Below are 18,362 nucleotides of genomic sequence, written 5' to 3' on the forward strand. Positions count from 1 at the left end.
AAAAAATGGAACTCGTATGGCTGGTGATATCATTGCTGGCCATACTTGTCGCTATCGTGGGAATATTTATGATGTGACTTATTTAGAGGTATTGTCTTCCATGGGTTATAGATTATATTTAGCGATAACTACTTCTTTATGAACCGATTGCTAATTGTCGACGATCACCGGATATTCACAGACGGAATCCGCTTTCTGATCGAACACACGACGGACCTGGAAGTAACAGGTGTGCTGCAGTCCGGCAAGGATGTAATTCCTTTTTTAACCCACAATCAAATCGATCTGATACTCTTGGATATCGATTTGCCCGATCTGCCCGGTTTTGATGTTGCCAAAATGATTAAGAAAACCTATCCACAGATACGAATCCTGGCGCTTTCAATGCTGGATGATGTGGGTTCAATGGATCGCATGTTCCAGAACGGAGCGAGAGGATATTGCATTAAAAGCGATGGGAGAGAGGAGGTTTTTAAAGCTATTCAGAAAATCAGGGAAGGTGGAACTTACTGGCCGAAATCGTTTCAGTTGATATTAAATGGTCAGAACGGGAAAATGTCTGAAAACCGGCTGACTGAGCGTGAAAACGAGATCATTGGATTGATCTGCAATGGCTTTACCTCGGCAGCAATCGCTCAAAAGCTGTTCCTGAGCTCCCGCACAGTCGAAACTCATCGAAAGAACATTTACCGGAAACTGAATGTGCATACCAATGTGGAACTGACGCATTATGTCAAAAAGCATTTGATCCTAAAAAATCCAACACTTTGAAAAAGCTACAATGTTTCGGAACCTTAATGATGTTGCTGACAATGCTTTCAGCGAAGGCACAGAGCCAGCCGACAGACAAGGATTTTCCCGCGCAACCTTCGGACAAATACAGTTTCGACCATTTTACGACGGACGGGGCCGAGGGGCTGGGTGGCGGCAGGATAAAGGAACATAATGGCTTTATTTGGTTCTCAGGGTATACAGCCTTCAATCAAATGGCAAGGTTCGATGGGATCAATTTCAAATTTGCTGAATTGTACCTTGGCGATTCACTGATAAAGGCAAGTACCTATTATTACTTATTTGACCGGAAGGGACAACTATGGTACGGTGCCAGAGGAAACTTATTTCTTTGTAAAAAACCCGAATCATGGATAAAGAAACCGGGCCAGTCGGGCAGATATAGAATGGAGGTTGACAGCATTTATAAGAAGGTGATGGAGCCCGATTATGTTACCATGATCGTTGGAGAAGATAACCAGGGAAACCTTTGGATAGCACAGTCTTCCGGCAAACTTTACTTATTTAATCCAGTCACGGGCAAAAGAAGGATTTTTAAATTTCCAAAGGGCCAGCAGGTGGTCGATTGGTTGCAGGATAAATCGGGCCGGGTGTGGGTTGTATCAAATAAAGAATTACATCGCCTGGACGATTTGGACGGCAGCTTTGCTCGTGTGGAGATGCGAAGGCAGGTAGAAATGCCAGCAGAAGCAGAAATAACAAAAATCTTTGAGGGTAAAAATGGTAACATATGGATTGGAACAGACCGATCCGGCATTTACCAGTTTAGACCAACAAGGAGTCGCAATGGGATAGTGCTATCGCAAACTGAAAAGGCTTCTTTGCAAAATTGTAATTGCAAAAATGTAACCGGGATCACCGAGGACAAAAGCGGGCGGATCTGGATCGGTACTATTGGGCAGGGGGTATCGGTTTACGAATACGGCGCTAAGAAATGGGATCACCTTAAAAGTTCACAGATTAATCCCTCAGGCATCAATTTCAATGATATTTTCGCGCTCCACTCAGACCGGCAGGGAAGAGTCTGGATTGGATCGTCCTTTGGTGGTGTCGATTTATTTGATCCTGTAAAAAGTCATTTTCGGACAATTCCGCAGTTCGATAGTGGCTTCAAAAAAACTTCGGAGACTAACTATATGTATTTCGGAGAGGGTGATAGTCTTTTCTTATTTGAAGGAACGCAGAATCATGAGATGATTTATTCACTAAAGGAAAAGAAGTATAAATCAGCTTTTGGAAATAATCCTCTGCGGTGGCCTACGGTTGCGCAGTTCTGGGTTAAAGACAGGACAGGCAAGGATTGGCTTTTGAATGCGAGTGGTATTTATACGTATGACTTAAAAAACAGAAAGGTGGACTTCTATTCTTTTCCCAATGGAAGGGAATTTAAGACCGGTGGGCTGAACGTAGTTACGGTAATAGATAAAAAGAATTCGGGCAGTTCTGCCCAAAAAAGACAGGAAATCTGGATTGGCGACAACCTCGGTCTTTCAAGATTTGATATTTACACAAGAAAATGGATGGACAATCTGGATTTACCTAAGACACTCACCAGATATGCTTTGGAAAGATCGGTGCATTTTATTCGCGCCGGAAATGATGGCGCAGTATTCATTGCCGGAATCTATATGCCCTTTCTACGATATAATATTGAGAATGGGAATGTGGATGTAGGTCGTTATTCGGGGGATACCATACAGATTACATATGATTTGCTGGAAGACCGGTCGAACATATGGGCTGTAACGGACCTAGGTCTTTACCAGCTCTCAAAAAAAGATCTTTCCGTCATGGCCAAATACAATCTGGGGAATACGGATTATCCGGATGGATCTATCCTGAACCTGACCAGGGATGGTAAAAACCATTTCTGGCTTTTTGGAGCAAAAGAACTCGTAGAATTTTCCCCGACAACTGGAATCGTGAGAAAGTTTCGATATCAGGATGAATTGCAAACAGCATTGCTCAATTCAGTGCCACTATATCACCATAAAAACGGGACTATTTTCTTTACCGGAAGTAAGGGAATCACATATTTCAATCCAGAAGAGTTAAAGATAAACAAAGCCATTCCACCCGTAAAAATTACAGAGATCCATGTAATGGGCGCGCCACATCCGCTCAATTCGGAGGTACTCCGGCTCACATATAAACAAAACTTCATTGACATCGATTTCATAGCCCTCAACCTCACTAATGCTACCAAAAATCAGTATCAGTATAAAATGGAAGGTATTGACGAGCAGTGGATTAAAGCCGGAAGCAAACGAGTCGCAAATTACACCAACCTGCCTCCCGGAGATTATACATTCAGGGTGATCGGCAGCAACAATGACGGCCTCTGGAATAAAAAAGGCACTTCATTGCAAATCACGATTATGCCGCCATGGTGGGGGACCTGGTGGTTCAGGAGTTTATTGATCATGCTGTTTGCTGGAGGCATTTACGGCTTGTTCCGCTACCGTCTGGCCCAGCAGCTGCGCCAGCGTGAAAATGAAATCCGGGCGTCTCTAATGGCTCAGGAAGCGGAACGGCAGCGGTTTTCGAGGGAATTGCACGATGGGATAGGGGCAAACCTTTCGTTACTGAAAATGTATTTGTCATCCTTTGGCGATGCAGACGTTCCTATGGCCGAACTGAAAGAACGTTCGGAAAGGTTACTGGCAGGCTCGGTTGATGAGATCCGGAGGCTCATCCACGATATGCATCCGCGAAATCTGAAAGAAATGGGTCTGGTCAGAGCCGTTGAAGATATGGTTGGGTTAGTGAATTTAGGCAACGGTTTAAAAGTAGAGTTCGATGCAGAAAACGTCCCGGAACATTTACCGGAGCAGGTAGAGATCAATCTTTTCAGGATCGTGCAGGAGCTATTACAGAATGCTATGAAGCTTTCTCAGGCATCCGTTGTCTGGCTGAATTTCGCATGCGAGAAGAACAGGTTCTATCTGACATATAAGGATAATGGTGTAGGATTTGACACTTCTGGCGCTTCAACGGGTAATGGTCTTTTAAATATCAAAAACAGGGTAATGCTGCTTAAAGGTGAAATGTTGATCAATTCATCTGTAGGTGATGGCACGAAGATTAATCTGAATTTTGAATGTGCATGCATAGTTTAAGTGATATGTATGCCTGCCCTTAAAGTGGTGCAGTTTTAACAAACAGCAAGCAACCAAACTTATCAAAGCAAACATATAGTTGTTAATTGTATATTTAAGAAAAGCATGAATATGAGTTAATTTATATAATTACCGCTATAACTCGAACGATAGTTAAAAATCAATTTCTGAGGTCACTTATCAATGCAGACTCGATTGATAGTGATTAAAGATCTTAAATGCCAACATATGATTGTGGCTTAAGCGTGCTAGAACTACCTTTTTCGCCATCCCTCAAAAAAACGTTTGGAGTTCGCAGATACGGTGGTTAAAATGTACTTAGGACTGTTGCTCCCATATGTAGGTTCGGAGCTGATGAGTGCCTTTTAAGTTTAATTTACTCTAAATAGGTCACCTTAAACTGTACTTCCCTAATGATGTGGATACACATACTCACCGTCATAAGTATGTGAACAAATACTACCTTTTTTAAGATTGACGGACTTGTCTGAACAACCTTTTTATCATCCCATCAATTCGACCTGTCCGGTTTGCATCAGCCTTTTGCGGTGGCCGGTCCCCCAATCATTTAAAGAAACAATTACCTGTTCCAGGCTGTTTGCATACTCGTCCAAAGTGTATTCCACCAGTACCGGTGTGCCCGTATAGACTGTGCGCCTGATCAACTGGTGTTCTTCCAAGTCTTTGAGTTCCTTGGTCAGGACCTTGGAGGTAATCCCTGTTACAGCCCGCTCAATCTCACGGAAACGGCTGTTGCCTGCTGAGATGGCAATAATAATTTGCAGCTTCCATTTTCCACTCAAAACTTCCAGTGCATCGCGGATGGGCAAGAGCGCCCCGGTGCATTGTGTATGGTCTCTCTTCTTCATATCTTCTGTAAAGCTGGCTACCTAAAGGTAACTGGCTACTATTAGTTAACTGCTATCTTTTAGAATGCTAATGTATTAATTATGCAGAAATAAAACGAACACAGATAATCATTATGAGTAGGATACTAGTAACCGGGGCATCCGGACATTTAGGTAAAGCAGCGGTGAAAGAGCTGTTGCGAAAGGTAGATGCAAAAAACATTTCTGCACTGGTCCGTGACCCGGCAAAGGTGGAAGACCTGAAAGGCAAAGGTGTCCACGTTATTCAAGGCGATTACACAGATTATGATTCGCTGATAGCTGCTTTTAGGGGTGTTGACAAGCTTTACTTTGTCTCATCGAGCGATAACCCTAACCGCTTCCCCCAGCATCTAAATGTTGTTAAAGCTGCGGTTGAAGCGGGGGTAGTACATATCTTCTATACCAGCGTGCAGCGCAAATCAGAAGATGGGAGCTCACCGATCGCCTTTGTTTCTGATGCACACTTTAAAACCGACAATCTGATTAAAGAATCAGGGCTTGCCTACACCATTTTAAGACATGGCTTGTATGCTGATGTTTTGCCAATGTTCATCGGTGACAAGGTGATTGAAAACGGCACGATTTTCCTTCCTGCCGGTGATGGAAAGTCAACATTTGTGAGCCGCAAGGACTTTGCAGCAGCGGCTGCAAATCTTCTGACCTCGGAAGGCCATGAAAACAAGATTTACGAAATGTGTGCTCCTGTGGCGTACTCTTTTGAAGACATTGCAGGCATACTTAGTGAGCTGTCAGGTAAAACCATAGAGTATGTTACTCCATCAGCCGAAGTATTTACCCAGAAGTTGAAAAGCTATGGTCTTCCTGATGAAGCAATCCAGGGCATAACTACTATATGTGTAGCCATTGCCCAGGGTGAATTCGACTTGCCTTCTACTGATTTGCAGCATATCCTGGGAAGAGAGCCAGAATCTGTGAAGGACTTTCTGAAAGCGGCTTATCAGCTTTAAAATGATTGAATTAGTGGCCGCTGATTTGGTTCGTACCAGCGGCTGCTGAGTTCAACTCAATTAAGAAAATCAGAAATTACCCAGTTATTCATCCCCGGTTTTACTTTTTTATCATGATTCAGCCCCTCCAGCAGGAGACTGTCCAGATCTATCAATTGTTTTTCTTGACCACGTAATACTCGAAAACAGGCCGTCACGATATACCCAGGCATGTAACAATGCTGCGGAAAGGTGCCCTACTACCATTAGGAAAAGCATCCAGGCCATCACCTTGTGGGTATCGTGCAACCATGCAAATAAAAATGGACTTTGTGGCAGGATTGAGGGAAGGTTCATACCCGGAAACAGCTTTACCAGAAAACCTGCGGCCGACAATTGTGCCCATCCTGTCAGTGGCAGAGCCAGCATCATGCCATACAGGGCCCAATGCAGTATTCCTGCCGCTTTTGACTGAAAACTGGACACGCCAGCAGGCATTTTTGGTACAGCAAAGCTAAGCCTGTTTATAAACCGGATAATGACCAACAACAGTATAGCTATGCCTAATGGAATATGAAGGTCCAGCAGCCAGGGTCTCCACGTCAGGGATGTCATCATTCCCAATCCGACGAATAGCATGGTAAGTATCATCGATGCCATCAGCCAGTGCAATATTCGGGCAGTAATATTGAAATGCGTTGGCGGAGCCGAAGGGATATTTTTATTTCTAGCCATGATTACTTATTTGCAGCGTTATCTTTTTGATGTTTCCCTACTGCATCCGTGGCCTTACCATACCCGATCTCGCGTACCCGATCGCTGTGCGAATGAGAATAAATGCCGGCCCGGGCTGCCAGAACCGGATCATCGGAAAGAGTAATTCCCTTGGGGACACGGGTGGGATCGAAGTTAACATCCCTGCAACCACCCTTAGTCTGGTCAAAAACATGGGACACTTCCAATGTGCCTGCCACTATCTGTCTGCGGTTTTCAGGCCAAACTTGTGATGGGTCATTTACCGGGTCGCCTGGTTCGGCCAAAGTCAGCACAAGGTCCCAGTATAGCGGCCCCTTTTCAAGACGCTTTTTCAAATCTTCAAACAGGAAGTCGTGGCTGGCCTGTTTACGCTGACTGACACTCCAAGAGGTGAATTCTGCGTGTGGACGCATAGACCAGCGTATTACCTGCTGTTTACCATTTGCGTCAATTAAGATGAATGAATTAATAACGTTATACTGAGCCCCTGCAAAACTGCGGGTCCAAGGTGCGGTAGCATCCCATTTTACATATTTCTGAGCCTCTGGATGTTTTTTCAAGAAAGCCGCTACCCGAGCTGGGTCGGGAGCACCTGTGTTGGAGACAGGTTTATATGCTTCCACTTGCTCCAGGAAACCTTCCGGATCGCGGGTAGCAAAATAAGGTTCGTTGTTCAGCTTCATTCGCCATTGTTCCCCGTCATCAGCAGTAAGCATCAAGGCCATACTTACTGTTCGGGTGGAATTATCAGGCGCGTAGGGATCTGGACTACCCAGTGAGAAACGGCCTATAACCGGAACTTTCTGTTGGGCAAAAACCCTTGCGATCGAAAATGACACCCCTTTACCGGACGCACGAAAAGTGCCTTCAAAGCAGATTCCCTTTCCATGGGCCCGGCGGTAACCTGCTGGGTATGTTTTTGGTGTATCCTTTAGGAATGTTCGGGTGGTAATGCGTCCTCCAGTTAGACCTGCTGACCAGGCAAAGGCCAAAACTAATCCGGATGCAATCAGGAAAATCCCAACTAGTATAAAGAGAACACGCTTTGTTTTCAGATAGGCAACTAAGGAGGCTTTTTTCATTTTAGTCTTGAAGTGTACTTTTCCATTTCTGTTTACTTACAGCGCAAATGTAGCGTAACAGAGAGGGGGAAAAATTACACTTTCCAGCCTAAAAAAAGCACTTTACTGCTTTGCAAATTCTTTTGGGGTCAGGCCTGTATGTTTTTTTGTAAAACGTGAAAGATAGGAGGGTTCGGCAAACCCCAGATCATATGCTATTTCCTTTACAGTCCTTTTGCCGAGATGCAATTCCTTTCGGATTTCCAGAACAATGCGGTCCTGGATCAGATACTTTAATTTTTTGTTGGTAATACTTTCGCAGATCTGATTGAGCTTTTTGGCAGAAATATTCAATTCTTTGATATAAAACGCAGCTCCTTTTTCTGTAATAAAATGCGTTTCGATCAGACTCATCAGTTTTCCAAAAACAGGATAGTCCACATATTCCCTAAGCCTTGGGCTTTGATCAAAAATAGCTGACACGTGAAATAAAATTGAAAACATATGGCTTTCCATCATTAATGCTCTATTGTCGGTGCTATACTCCGCAAGCAGCAGATCAACGATGGATCTCATTGTTATGGCACTTTTACCCTCAAGCGATACCAATTGATTGATAAAGAACCCATTCAAGTAATCTGAACCTATCTTTTGATTTATCCAAAAGAATACATCATTATGGATTAAGAATAAATATCCTTTATTATTAGTGAGATCAATTTTGATATTCTGGTATGGGTAAATGACGACGGCCTGGGAGCCACGGGTTTCAAAATCATTAAAGTCAATACTAAAAGATATATTTCCATCGGTCTGGGTACTCCATAGCAGCTGATGGAAGTTGAACCGCTGATAATGATCGAAAATACCAGCACGCAATTCTTCCAACCTAAATATCTCTATACAGGAGAATTGTGTCACCGACTTATTCAGAATATCTTTTTTCAAATTACGAGATAGATTTACCTTGATAGATTTCCTTTAAAAATCTCATGTTGGGCTTAACTACTACTCAAAAGTACAATTTTCCCCGCCTGGTCATGTAGCCTCAGTTTGTAGGTAACGGTCTGCAATGTACTTCTGACTCGAACCTCTTAGCAGCAATGCTTTGATCTTCACCCTTGGGCCTATTTAGCTTGCTCATACCCGGGCCAGTCGGGGAACAATGGATAATCTAAGGCAACGGCAGTTTAACTAGTGCATATAGATTTGTCTATCAGCTTTAACTGAAAAATTATTCGGTGGTTTTTCCGTACTCTTGGATACCTCGGTTTTCACTGATTTTATTGGTTCATACCAATATGCTTCAACAATAACCTGCAGATTCCACTCTACCGATTATGATAAATGATACTGAACCCCTAATACAGTAGTCCCTTCCCTGTGCTACCCGTTAAGAAATCTGATCATCAGTTCAGCTACCTCCGTAGGGCTTTCTTCAACAAGGAAATGGCCGATTTTGGGTATTGTATGCCATTAATAGTGCTCAGCAATTATTTGCAGTCCAGCTTCGAGCATATTATTCCCTTCGCCTGCGATGCCCAGAACCGGCATTGATAATTTCTGATAACCTTTACTATCAATAGCATCTTGCGGAAAGCTCTGGTACCACTTGTTGGCAGCCCGGATATTACCGATCTGGTTGTAAGATGCCGCATACACCAAACGGTCGTACTCAAGAAGTCAGTTTTGAGGTAGATATTGTTATTAAGCCATATTAACTTCAAGCTTATATCCTTTGCCACGTATAACAACTATCTTGATGTTTGGATCAAACTCAAGTTTTTTTCTAAGTTTTGAAATGAACATATCCAGACTGCGGCCTACTATAACACCTTCATCCTCCCATATCTCTTTTTGCAGCCGGCTTCGATCGATAGTCTCGTTTGGAGACAATGCGAAAATGCGTAGTACACGACTTTCGGTTCCGGTCAAGTCTATTGTTTGTTCATTAATCACAAGCTTACGGTTCTTATCGTCAAACAATACTGCGCCTAACATGAACAAATCTGTGTGCTCACCGCCAGGAACGTTTCTGGGCGGCTTAACAGATCTGAAAAAAACGAATCCAACAAAAGCCAAAAATGACAGTCCGCCCAAGAGATATTCATTCCAAGCCGTATTTATGCCCGGCGGTTTAAATTTGATGTTAATCATGTAACATGCTATGGGTTGCTTTCTCCCTTTACAGGCTATAATATTTTCTTTTTTATCGTTTGATATTGCGTAACCAAAAGCTACACTGGCGTTGGCGCAATTAAGTACGTTAACAATGTAATCACTTGCGAGCGGATCTTTGACTAAGAAACGCTCAGTGGTCGAGATCAGAGAGTCCGGTTGAAAAGTAAGATCATTTTCAAATGAGATCTGGTACACATTATCAGCGATCTTTTTTATTGGAAGCACCCTTGATGTACTGTCGCCCGACTGTAACAGTAGCTCATGTCCAATTCGGCGTAGCAAAATTTCCCTTCTGGAAGTATCAAAGTCGTCACTATCCGCCGTATTAAAAGCTGCACTGATTACAGAGATAGAAAAGAGTAATAATAAGGCACACATACACTTACGTTTTCTGGAAAGGAGATTTAGACTAACAAGCATAATGTCAAAATTTTATTTACAAAGTTTACATTTTTATTTACAATCCAAATTCCCCACGCTGTGAGATATCAAAGTAATATTGCTCATCAACTTCTGGTTTGTCGAGAATTTTAAGAATAAATAAAATAGATTATGAAATACCCACAAGTATATACTTTGTTCCAGGTGCTAATTTTTTGCACTTCCTGTGGACAAAACAAAACAGATGTGCACAAAGATAAATTCAAGTCAGAAGCCAAAGAGTTGGTCACTTTCTATGGGCCTAACGCAATGGTTCGTAATGTAAAAGAATGCAGAAACGGCACTATTTTGATCGCTGCATCTTTTGCCGGCGTTTTTCGGTACAATGGAAAGTCATTTGCAAATCTTACAAGTCAAATAGGGACGCGCAGATTCTGGGATGTTCTGGAAGACCGAAGCGGGAACCATTGGATCGCTACTACTGATTCAGGTGTTTATTATTACCCTGCTCGCCTGAATGACAAAGTCGAGCACGATAAATCCTTAGCCAGCAGACAGGGAGGGTTTCAACATTTTACAACCAAGGAGGGGCTTGCCAGTAATGCAGTTATGTCAATTTATGAAGATAAGGCAGGCTTTATTTGGTTTGGTACAGCAGGCGGGGTAAGCCGTTACGATCCCAGACGGGCGGGTGGAAAATCCTTTCAAAATTTTACAATGAAAGACGGACTTCCCAATAACGGCATTACAACGATTATGGAAGATAAAAACGGCAAATTATGGATTGGCTCAAGAGGTGAGGCTTGCTTTTATGATGGAAAGACTTTTACTGTTTTCAGAAATAAAGACGGTAAAGCCTTCAACAACGTTTGGGGCATAACCGAAGATAAAAAAGGTAATATCTGGTTTGGTGCAACGACAATCGAAGAAAAGAAAGGTGATACACTAATTGTGACAGCCGGACTTTGGCGCTATGACGGCAGCGTCTTTATCAAAATAAATCAGAGAGGTACTTCTGCTATCATTGAAGATATAAAAGGAAACATCTGGACAACCGGTGCAGTCAATCCTAATGGGGTCGGACCGTGGAAACTTCTACGTTACGACCAAAAGTCCTTATACAATAAAAACCCGGTTGTAACCGAAATAATGTCTACAGAGAAAATGCTTTGTGGGATATTGGAAGCTAACGATGGAAGTATCTGGTTTGGATCGATGAACGGAGTGTATCGCTATGACGGAAAAAATATCACGGATTTTAAAAGAAAAGTGGAACGGAGATAGCGTGTATTGTTGAATTTAAAATCATTTCTCAATTATATCAATCAGTATTATTTCTGTTCCATGAACAAAAAGCACCCACTCTCGTACCTAATTTTATTTATTGTTCTTTTCTTCTTCGGTTGCCATGGAACAGTAAAAGAGGAAAAGAAAAATAATGTAACGGCAAGCTCTGTATCCTTACATGTTGGGAATGAAAAATATGTGGCAATAGATACAAAAGAAAGCGTTGTCACATGGAGAGGTTATAATTTGAATGGATTAAACAGTCAAACTGGATATGTTTATATATCCAAAGGAGAATTGCTGATTGAAAACGGCGAGCTCACAGGGGGGACAGTTGAAGTCGACATGAATACAATTGAAGACAAAAATCATGGGCGTGATAATAAACTCGTTCATCACTTGAAAGACCCTGATTTTTTTGAGGTTGAAAGGTTTCCCTTTTCTACAATTGCTATTACTAGGGTTACGTCATTAAATGAAGATATTAAAAAGTTACAGCGAACCTGACCATTAAAGGCATGACGCGCCCAGTTACTTTTCCAGTCAAAATGGAAGCTAAGGACGGAATTGTTAAAGCGGATAGCAAGCTAGTCATTGATCGAACATTATGGGATATCCGATATAAATCAGGAAAGTTCTATAATAATTTAGCTAGTCAAACTATGTCGGATTCTATTGAATTCCATATCAAGATGGTAGCAAAAAACAAGACGAACTAATCAGGGCGCTAAGCTTTTCTTTTGAAACACTATTTTGTAATACAGTTGTATAAGCAATATTTTCTGTATCGTATATCCAACTTCGAAGGGGCTAAAATCCATAGCAGTCTGTAAAATCGGCTGTAGCGGCAACTTTTACATTTCGTAAACTTTCTTTTACCAGTCGTTAACGGACGCCAGGATAGAAACTTTTAGCTTTGCGGCCACTGCAGTGGCGGTCGCTGCTGTGGTTGAACCCTGTAAGCAAAAAATAAATAGAAGAACGGTGCTCGCATATACTGTTCCAATTTTACCACGTGAGGCCCTTTCAAATGGCCGGTATTTTCTGTGACAATATTTAATTTAACATTTGAGATAAATAACTATTCAGACCAAACTATCCATGAAAAACCACCGCCTCTATCTGATTCTTTCCTTTCTACTAGTTGTATTTCACGTCCAGGCGGATGATCTGGACGATTTTATCCGGAACCAAATGAAGAAGCGGGGTATTCCCGGTTTGTCCCTGGCCATCATTAAGGATGGAAAAATCTTGAAGGCTCAGTCCTATGGATTTATTGATAAGAATGGAAAGATGCCTGTCACAACGAACACCTTGTTTCAGGCAGGCTCGGTTAGTAAATCGGTTGCGGCTGGGCGCTCTGTATCTGGTTGAACAGAATAAACTCTCTCTGGATGAAAATGTGAACGTAAAACTTAAAAGTTGGAAAGTTCCTGATAATGAATTTACTAATGACAAAAAGGTAACCTTCGCGGGATACTAAGCCATACTACCGGTCTTACCGTGCACGGATTCCCGGGGTACGCTGTGGGCGCAAAGATGCCTTCGGTAGTTCAGATTTTGGATGGGACGACCCCGGCCAATACACCACCCGTTCGCGTAGACTTTGTTCCGGGCTCTCGCTGGAGGTATTCAGGTGGCGGCTATACGGTCATGCAACAACTAATAGTGGATGTGACTGGTGATGCTTTTGCGGAATTCATGAAAAAAAATGTGCTTTCGACACTGGGTATGAAAAATAGTACCTACCAGCAACCTTTACCTTTGGAACTGGCCAAATTGACGGCAACAGGTCATTACAACAACCGAAGTTTGGTGGAAGGTCGCTGGCACATTTATCCTGAGATGGCAGCGGCGGGATTGTGGACCACTCCGTCCGACTTGGCCCGGTTCGCGATTGGTATTCAGAATGCCTATGCCGGAAAATCAGGAAGTGTATTATCCCAGTCCATGACCCGCCAGATGTTGACAAATCAGAAAAACAGGGATGGACTTGGTGTTTTTTTGCAGGGCGACAGTACTAAGCTCCGCTTCGGTCACGATGGGCGCGACGAGGGTTTTGATGCGTTGCTTACCTCTAGTGTGGACAAAGGACAAGGCATTGTGATCATGATCAATGCGAATGATAACTCGCATATGATGGGCAGGATTGTTGATTTCATCGCTGACTATTACCACTGGGATGGATTTCCTGTAAAGACTAAACCGGCGGCGGTAGATGTGGATTCCCAATCTCTAATGGCTTTTGAAGGTCGATATGAGTTATTCAATAATCGAATTGTCACTTTTGTAGCTGATAATCAGCGGCTTTTTACCTTGGAAGATGGTTTTATTGATGAAGAATTCTTGCCCGTCGCTACTAATAAGTTTACATCGACTGACCGCAATGTTTCTGTGATCTTCAATCCTGACGCTAATGGAAATGTGAATGGCTTGACCCTTCAAGACGATGAACAAGGCTATCAGCGAAAAGTACCGCGTATCGGGCCGCTTGCCGATGTCCATAAAACCATTGCCGATCCTGATCCGTCACGCACACCCAAAATCATGGCGGCTTTGCAGGCTATGGTAAAAGGCGGTAAAATATTAGAGGAAGCATCAGGTCTTACTTTGGGAGCCAAACGCGATTATGCATCAGGAATGCCAGAGCCGGAAACTTTGAGATCATTGACTTTTATTCATTCAGAAAACGTCACAGGGCGGGGAATTAAACGCCATGACAACGAGGTAAGCGAAATAGTAACTTATCAATTGAAATCCAATCTTACGGACACCTATATACTCATCCATCTCACCTCTGAGGGCTTAGTTACAGACTTTGATCTGGTTGAAAAATAATCTATTTTATATTATCTTTCTCTGTCAGCATTTATTTCTATACTATGCAGCCTTTCGATATTTTTTGACACCATTCTTTTTGATCCAGTTAGATAATGTTGCTTCCGTAATACGGTACCGGTCTGCAATGTATTTCTGACTCGAACCACTTAGGAGCAAGGCTTCGATTTCTGGTCGAAACTGATCAAGCTTGCTTTTACCTGGTCCAGTTGGCCGGCCTAATTTTATTCCCGATAGTTTCTTGGCTGCAAGTGACTCTTTCGTCCTCTTACTGATCAGGTCTCTTTCAATTTCTGATGCCATTGCAAAAACCATCGCCATGACTTTACTCTGGATCGAGTCGTCAAGTTGCCAGGCACCTTTCACAGTATAGATCCGGATGCCTTTTTGCATGGCGATGGAAATAATTTCCATTACTTCAAGCATAGACCGGCCAAGTCTGGAAAACTCACTAAGTAAAATGACATCTCCTTTTTTGAGTTCGTCCAAGATTGGACCAATTTTGCGGTTACGCCAGGAAACTTTTCCGGAGACCTTTTCTTGCACAAACTCAACTTTCCCTAAATTTTTCTCATTAGCTAAGTGCAGTATGTCAGCTTTATTCTTTTCAAGGTCTTGGTCCAGGGTCGAGACACGTAAATATGCAATATTTCGAGGCATTTTTTGAGTGGTTAGATGAAAACCTAATTATCAGATTTATTTTATAATAATTATGGTGTAATATTATAGCCTTTTTGCTAAATTATCCTTACTATTTATATGAACGTTTATTTTACAATACTTTACATATGATTGTTAACAAGGATACAACGTCGGCCGCAGCCAGAAATTTGGGTAGTTTGACCAGCTTGATTTACAGGACCGTAAGAAAGCCTGACCGAACGTTTGGCTATGAACGTGAGCAATCTGACACGTTCTAGTACTGAAAAGTGATGCTTGACAGGACTGGCATGCAGTGGACTAATATGCTCGTGGCGAAGCGGGGCCACCAAGCCCGACAAGCCAAGGAGTAGAGCCAAGGCATTGAACAAAACAAGGGAAAAGAAAGAGTTGGCGCTGCAGAAATAGGGGTTTTGAATTTGGAATGTGAAATAGTATACTTAGGTAAATAATAGCTGAGAAAAATGAAAAAACTTTTTATAGTAGGATATTTTATTGGTCTACTTCTTCCAACAGCCGTTTTAGGTCAAAAAAATGAGTCCGTATTGTGGGAAGTATCAGGTAATGGATTATCCAAAAGTTCTTATTTATTCGGTACTGTTCATATAGCGTCGTCACAATTACTAAACCGCTTTCCAACGGTCATGAATATTGCAAAGTCCTCTGATTTTGGATTATTCGAAAAAGGTGGAAACGTGATCGGTAATGTTCAGGATGCTGATATTTATTCGCCGCCGCTGGATTCCATTTTTACGAAAAGTGAGTATGCCCTAGTTGACAGTTTTTTTACCGCTTCGTCGTATGGAAGTATCAAACCACACAATAATAATGCATCATTACAAGGTATGGCACAGGCGGTCATGATGATTAAAAAAGGGGAGACGAAAGATCAGGATATGACATTCGATGACTTTCTGCACTTTGAAATGGAGCGTTTAAATAAGCCAACTTTTCAACTTGATGAAACCGGTCAAATGGCGCGGCAAGAAGCAAAGGCAGACCATAGGAAACTAGCACAGGTTATTATTATTTTGATCAAAAATGATCTTAAAGAGGAAGAAATAACGACTCCCGATCTATATGATCCGAAAAGTTATCACGATTCGTTGCGCAATGATATGATGCTTAATCAGGAAGCAAGCGTATTTCTTAAAGAGAACACTATTGAAAGGCATGAACTGTGGATACCTAAAATTATGTCAAAAATGAGTGAAGGGTCATGTTTAGTGGCAGTAGGTCTTGCTCATTTAAAATTTAAAACAGGCTTAATACAGTTACTTCGAAGGAAAGGGTTTGGAGTTAGGGAGGTTAAGTTATAACATATATTTTAGGAGAGGATTTCTAACGCATGTGCAAAATGCAATATTAATACTCATTTCAGCCTCCAAAACAAGAACCGGCTCTTGGAGTTTTTATAACCCATTTTAAGTTAAACAACAAACCCTAGATCAAGAGCGAGATTGGAGTTTTGTAAATGTTCTTGGAATCTTTAAAAGTTAGTTCACCTAATTCGTCGACCGCCTTGCGTTGATCGTGAAAGTAGGCTGATCGACTTGAATCTTGCGAGCATGTTATTTCTTATTAACCATTTTTCTAGCAGGAAAATATTGTATTTCCAATAAAATAAATGGCGATTCTGAGCTCTGGAATCGATATCACAAAATTCTTTTTAAAACGACTAGGTAATTTTAACCGGTGATCTGTCATACCTTGGAAAGTAAAACAGGGTTACATATGATCGGAGTCATCAGTCTGGAGTCTTCTGATAAAGCGGGAGATAAGCGCGCTTTGAAGGCAACAGGAGAGGAAGCTATGCCGGAAGCGGGGCTGGATGGTTTGGCGGATACTGAGTTCTTTATCCGTAAAACATTTGAAACGGACGTTCAAAAAGGCTGTGAGCTGCTTTTTCAGCGCTATTACAAGCCAATGTGCAGCCATGCAGTGCGGTTTGTGTATTCCAAAGACATTGCCGAAGATATAGTCGCCGACATTTTCTGTAACTTCTGGGACGCCCAGATTCACTGCACTATCAATATATCTTACGGCGCCTACCTTTTCAAGTCGGTAAGGAACCGTTGTTTCAATTACTTACAAAAGGAGCAGAACAAAACACTCCCGCTCGATGCCATCATCGAAAACGAACCGTTCGCCTCCCATTTACCCGAAAAAATGATGCAGTACGAGGAGCTTTACCAGCAGGTGAACACGCTTGTTCAGGGACTTCCACCGCAATGTCAGAAGGTTTTTGTGATGAACCGATTTGAAGGCAAAGCAGGCAAGGAAATCGCGACGGAACTGAATCTGTCTACCCGAACTGTTGAAGCGCATATATCAAGAGCGCTGAATGTGATCCGGCACGGGCTGCGGCATTATTGGGTAGAGTCGGTCATGCTCTTTACTGTTCAATTCTGTTAAAATCTCAATTAAGCTATTAAAGTCGATTATGTCGTTGATAAGCAAACCTTTACTATTTGAACATTTCGCAGGCCGCACTTCGGTGCTTCAAAAAAAGCTGATCGAGGAGTGGCTGCAGACAGCAGCAAACCAGGATCAGTTTTATGCCTGGCTTGCCGAGTGGGAGATGACTTTCCCGGTCTACGATCCTCAAATGGAGGAGCCGCAGGCGCGGTTTAATCAATATATGCAGGAGCCCCAAAAAGTACTTTCCATTCCTGCTGCTTGTGAGAGTAAAAAAACGTTTAACAGATATCGTTACCTTGCTGCGGCTGTATTCCTTGCATTGATCACGTTTGCTGGCTTTATCAATAGGGATCAGATCCGCTATCAGCGCTACAGTACCGATTTAGGCAAAATGAAAGAAATAACCCTCTCCGACGGAAGCCGGGTTACGCTCAATGCAAACGCAGTTCTGCGGGTTCCGCGCTGGACATTTGGTGTTTCGGACCGGAATGTATTTCTGGAAGGTGAAGCTGAATTTGCCATTAAGCACTTACCTGATCATCAGCTTTTTCAGGTTCATACGATGGACAATTCCCTCATAACCGTGCTTGGTACGGAGTTCACCGTGCATGCCCGTGAGCAGCTTACCAATGTGGTATTGAACAAAGGAAAAGTAAGATTATCTTCCGCCGCCGCCGAGAAGTCGAGAACTATGCAGCCAGGAGAGCGCGCGACGATCGTGAAAAGTGGTGAAATAAAAGTTGAAATGTTGTCTGAAAAAGAGCTTGCCGCGGAAATGGCGTGGAAAGAACATCGTTTCGTGTTCGATAATACCCCGTTGAGCGCCGTGGCCCGCAAGATCCGGGAAGTTTTCGGTGTGGAGGTCCATATCCCTGATAAAGGCCTCGCCCTCAGAACTGCAACCGGTTCTTTTCCTGCGGAGAGTGCCGAAGAATTACTGACCAATATGTCGGTCATGTACGGTTTCGAGATCGTCAAAACCAAAAAACAATTCCTGATTAATCCTATCCCTTAACTTTTTCCTTTACT

15 protein-coding genes and 1 pseudogene are annotated in these 18,362 nt (G+C 42.6%); 10 read left to right on the top strand and 6 right to left on the bottom strand.

Going from position 1 to position 18,362, the window contains the following annotated elements:
• The first annotated feature begins 138 nt into the window (after nucleotides 1-138).
• Together LZG74_RS16310 and LZG74_RS16315 are read left to right on the top strand one after the other, a co-directional pair.
• Entirely contained in the window at nucleotides 139-771 is a 633-nt protein-coding gene (locus LZG74_RS16310; protein ID WP_233797604.1) for a response regulator transcription factor, read from the top strand.
• Nucleotides 768-3,911 (top strand): sensor histidine kinase, encoded by a 3,144-nt coding sequence (locus LZG74_RS16315; protein WP_233797605.1) that lies wholly within the window; start codon nucleotides 768-770, stop codon nucleotides 3,909-3,911. Before LZG74_RS16310 ends, LZG74_RS16315 begins: the two co-directional genes overlap by 4 nt.
• 503 nt (nucleotides 3,912-4,414) lie before the next feature.
• Here the strand turns inward: LZG74_RS16315 and LZG74_RS16320 are convergent.
• The gene (locus LZG74_RS16320; protein WP_233797606.1) at nucleotides 4,415-4,780 is read right to left on the bottom strand and encodes a helix-turn-helix domain-containing protein; all 366 of its coding nucleotides are present in this window, start codon (nucleotides 4,778-4,780) and stop codon (nucleotides 4,415-4,417) included.
• Nucleotides 4,781-4,893: 113 nt separating this feature from the next.
• Here LZG74_RS16320 and LZG74_RS16325 point away from each other — a divergent pair, with 113 nt between their 5' ends.
• A complete protein-coding gene (locus LZG74_RS16325; protein WP_233797607.1) occupies nucleotides 4,894-5,769 on the top strand; it encodes an SDR family oxidoreductase in 876 nt (291 codons plus the stop codon).
• A 111-nt stretch (nucleotides 5,770-5,880) separates the two neighbouring features.
• On the opposite strand, the gene LZG74_RS16330 is transcribed toward LZG74_RS16325, so the two are convergent.
• From LZG74_RS16330 to LZG74_RS16345, 4 genes are all read right to left on the bottom strand, one after another.
• The gene (locus tag LZG74_RS16330) at nucleotides 5,881-6,483 is read right to left on the bottom strand and encodes a cytochrome b (protein WP_233797608.1); all 603 of its coding nucleotides are present in this window, start codon (nucleotides 6,481-6,483) and stop codon (nucleotides 5,881-5,883) included.
• 2 nt (nucleotides 6,484-6,485) lie between these two features.
• On the bottom strand, nucleotides 6,486-7,586 hold the full coding sequence (locus LZG74_RS16335) for a catalase family peroxidase (RefSeq protein WP_233797609.1): 1,101 nt from the start codon (nucleotides 7,584-7,586) through the stop codon (nucleotides 6,486-6,488).
• Nucleotides 7,587-7,688: 102 nt separating this feature from the next.
• Nucleotides 7,689-8,141 (bottom strand): helix-turn-helix domain-containing protein, encoded by a 453-nt coding sequence (locus LZG74_RS16340; protein WP_233797610.1) that lies wholly within the window; start codon nucleotides 8,139-8,141, stop codon nucleotides 7,689-7,691.
• 1,131 nt (nucleotides 8,142-9,272) lie between these two features.
• Nucleotides 9,273-10,166: a winged helix-turn-helix domain-containing protein gene (locus LZG74_RS16345; protein ID WP_233797611.1), complete on the bottom strand. Its 894-nt coding sequence runs from the start codon at nucleotides 10,164-10,166 to the stop codon at nucleotides 9,273-9,275.
• A 207-nt stretch (nucleotides 10,167-10,373) separates the two neighbouring features.
• On the opposite strand from LZG74_RS16345, the gene LZG74_RS16350 reads away from it, so the two are divergent.
• The 4 genes and pseudogenes from LZG74_RS16350 to LZG74_RS16360 all read left to right on the top strand — a co-directional run bounded on the left by LZG74_RS16350 (nucleotide 10,374) and on the right by LZG74_RS16360 (nucleotide 14,252).
• Nucleotides 10,374-11,411: a two-component regulator propeller domain-containing protein gene (locus LZG74_RS16350; RefSeq protein ID WP_233797612.1), complete on the top strand. Its 1,038-nt coding sequence runs from the start codon at nucleotides 10,374-10,376 to the stop codon at nucleotides 11,409-11,411.
• 60 nt (nucleotides 11,412-11,471) lie between these two features.
• On the top strand, nucleotides 11,472-11,921 hold the full coding sequence (locus tag LZG74_RS16355) for a YceI family protein (RefSeq protein ID WP_233797613.1): 450 nt from the start codon (nucleotides 11,472-11,474) through the stop codon (nucleotides 11,919-11,921).
• 41 nt (nucleotides 11,922-11,962) lie between these two features.
• Nucleotides 11,963-12,133 carry a hypothetical protein gene (locus LZG74_RS26555; RefSeq protein ID WP_409014517.1) on the top strand — a complete coding sequence of 57 codons (171 nt, stop codon included), beginning with the start codon at nucleotides 11,963-11,965 and terminating at the stop codon, nucleotides 12,131-12,133.
• Between the two features lie 382 nt (nucleotides 12,134-12,515).
• Nucleotides 12,516-14,252 (top strand): annotated as a pseudogene (locus LZG74_RS16360) (serine hydrolase domain-containing protein).
• A 42-nt stretch (nucleotides 14,253-14,294) separates the two neighbouring features.
• Here LZG74_RS16360 and LZG74_RS16365 read toward each other — a convergent pair.
• Entirely contained in the window at nucleotides 14,295-14,912 is a 618-nt protein-coding gene (locus tag LZG74_RS16365) for a recombinase family protein (RefSeq protein ID WP_233797614.1), read from the bottom strand.
• A gap of 464 nt (nucleotides 14,913-15,376) precedes the next feature.
• Between LZG74_RS16365 and LZG74_RS16370 the strand changes: the two genes are divergently transcribed.
• The 3 genes from LZG74_RS16370 to LZG74_RS16380 all read left to right on the top strand — a co-directional run bounded on the left by LZG74_RS16370 (nucleotide 15,377) and on the right by LZG74_RS16380 (nucleotide 18,348).
• On the top strand, nucleotides 15,377-16,231 hold the full coding sequence (locus LZG74_RS16370; protein ID WP_233797615.1) for a TraB/GumN family protein: 855 nt from the start codon (nucleotides 15,377-15,379) through the stop codon (nucleotides 16,229-16,231).
• Between the two features lie 415 nt (nucleotides 16,232-16,646).
• A complete protein-coding gene (locus LZG74_RS16375) occupies nucleotides 16,647-17,327 on the top strand; it encodes an RNA polymerase sigma-70 factor (protein WP_233797616.1) in 681 nt (226 codons plus the stop codon).
• Nucleotides 17,328-17,355: 28 nt separating this feature from the next.
• On the top strand, nucleotides 17,356-18,348 hold the full coding sequence (locus LZG74_RS16380; RefSeq protein WP_233797617.1) for a FecR family protein: 993 nt from the start codon (nucleotides 17,356-17,358) through the stop codon (nucleotides 18,346-18,348).
• Nucleotides 18,349-18,362: the final 14 nt, after the last annotated feature.

It is taken from the genome of Dyadobacter sp. CY327 (assembly GCF_021390415.1).
In the GTDB taxonomy this organism is placed as follows: domain Bacteria; phylum Bacteroidota; class Bacteroidia; order Cytophagales; family Spirosomataceae; genus Dyadobacter; species Dyadobacter chenhuakuii.

What these genes read in the sequence shown, in the direction of transcription:
- LZG74_RS16310 (WP_233797604.1), top strand. Translation starts at nt 139, where the DNA reads ATGAACCGATTGCTAATTGTCGACGATCACCGGATATTCACAGACGGA.
- LZG74_RS16320 (WP_233797606.1), bottom strand. Translation starts at nt 4,780, where the DNA reads ATGAAGAAGAGAGACCATACACAATGCACCGGGGCGCTCTTGCCCATC.
- LZG74_RS16325 (WP_233797607.1), top strand. Translation starts at nt 4,894, where the DNA reads ATGAGTAGGATACTAGTAACCGGGGCATCCGGACATTTAGGTAAAGCA.
- LZG74_RS16330 (WP_233797608.1), bottom strand. Translation starts at nt 6,483, where the DNA reads ATGGCTAGAAATAAAAATATCCCTTCGGCTCCGCCAACGCATTTCAAT.
- LZG74_RS16335 (WP_233797609.1), bottom strand. Translation starts at nt 7,586, where the DNA reads ATGAAAAAAGCCTCCTTAGTTGCCTATCTGAAAACAAAGCGTGTTCTC.
- LZG74_RS16340 (WP_233797610.1), bottom strand. Translation starts at nt 8,141, where the DNA reads ATGAGATCCATCGTTGATCTGCTGCTTGCGGAGTATAGCACCGACAAT.
- LZG74_RS16345 (WP_233797611.1), bottom strand. Translation starts at nt 10,166, where the DNA reads ATGCTTGTTAGTCTAAATCTCCTTTCCAGAAAACGTAAGTGTATGTGT.
- LZG74_RS16355 (WP_233797613.1), top strand. Translation starts at nt 11,472, where the DNA reads ATGAACAAAAAGCACCCACTCTCGTACCTAATTTTATTTATTGTTCTT.
- LZG74_RS26555 (WP_409014517.1), top strand. Translation starts at nt 11,963, where the DNA reads ATGGAAGCTAAGGACGGAATTGTTAAAGCGGATAGCAAGCTAGTCATT.
- LZG74_RS16365 (WP_233797614.1), bottom strand. Translation starts at nt 14,912, where the DNA reads ATGCCTCGAAATATTGCATATTTACGTGTCTCGACCCTGGACCAAGAC.
- LZG74_RS16370 (WP_233797615.1), top strand. Translation starts at nt 15,377, where the DNA reads ATGAAAAAACTTTTTATAGTAGGATATTTTATTGGTCTACTTCTTCCA.
- LZG74_RS16375 (WP_233797616.1), top strand. Translation starts at nt 16,647, where the DNA reads ATGATCGGAGTCATCAGTCTGGAGTCTTCTGATAAAGCGGGAGATAAG.
- LZG74_RS16380 (WP_233797617.1), top strand. Translation starts at nt 17,356, where the DNA reads ATGTCGTTGATAAGCAAACCTTTACTATTTGAACATTTCGCAGGCCGC.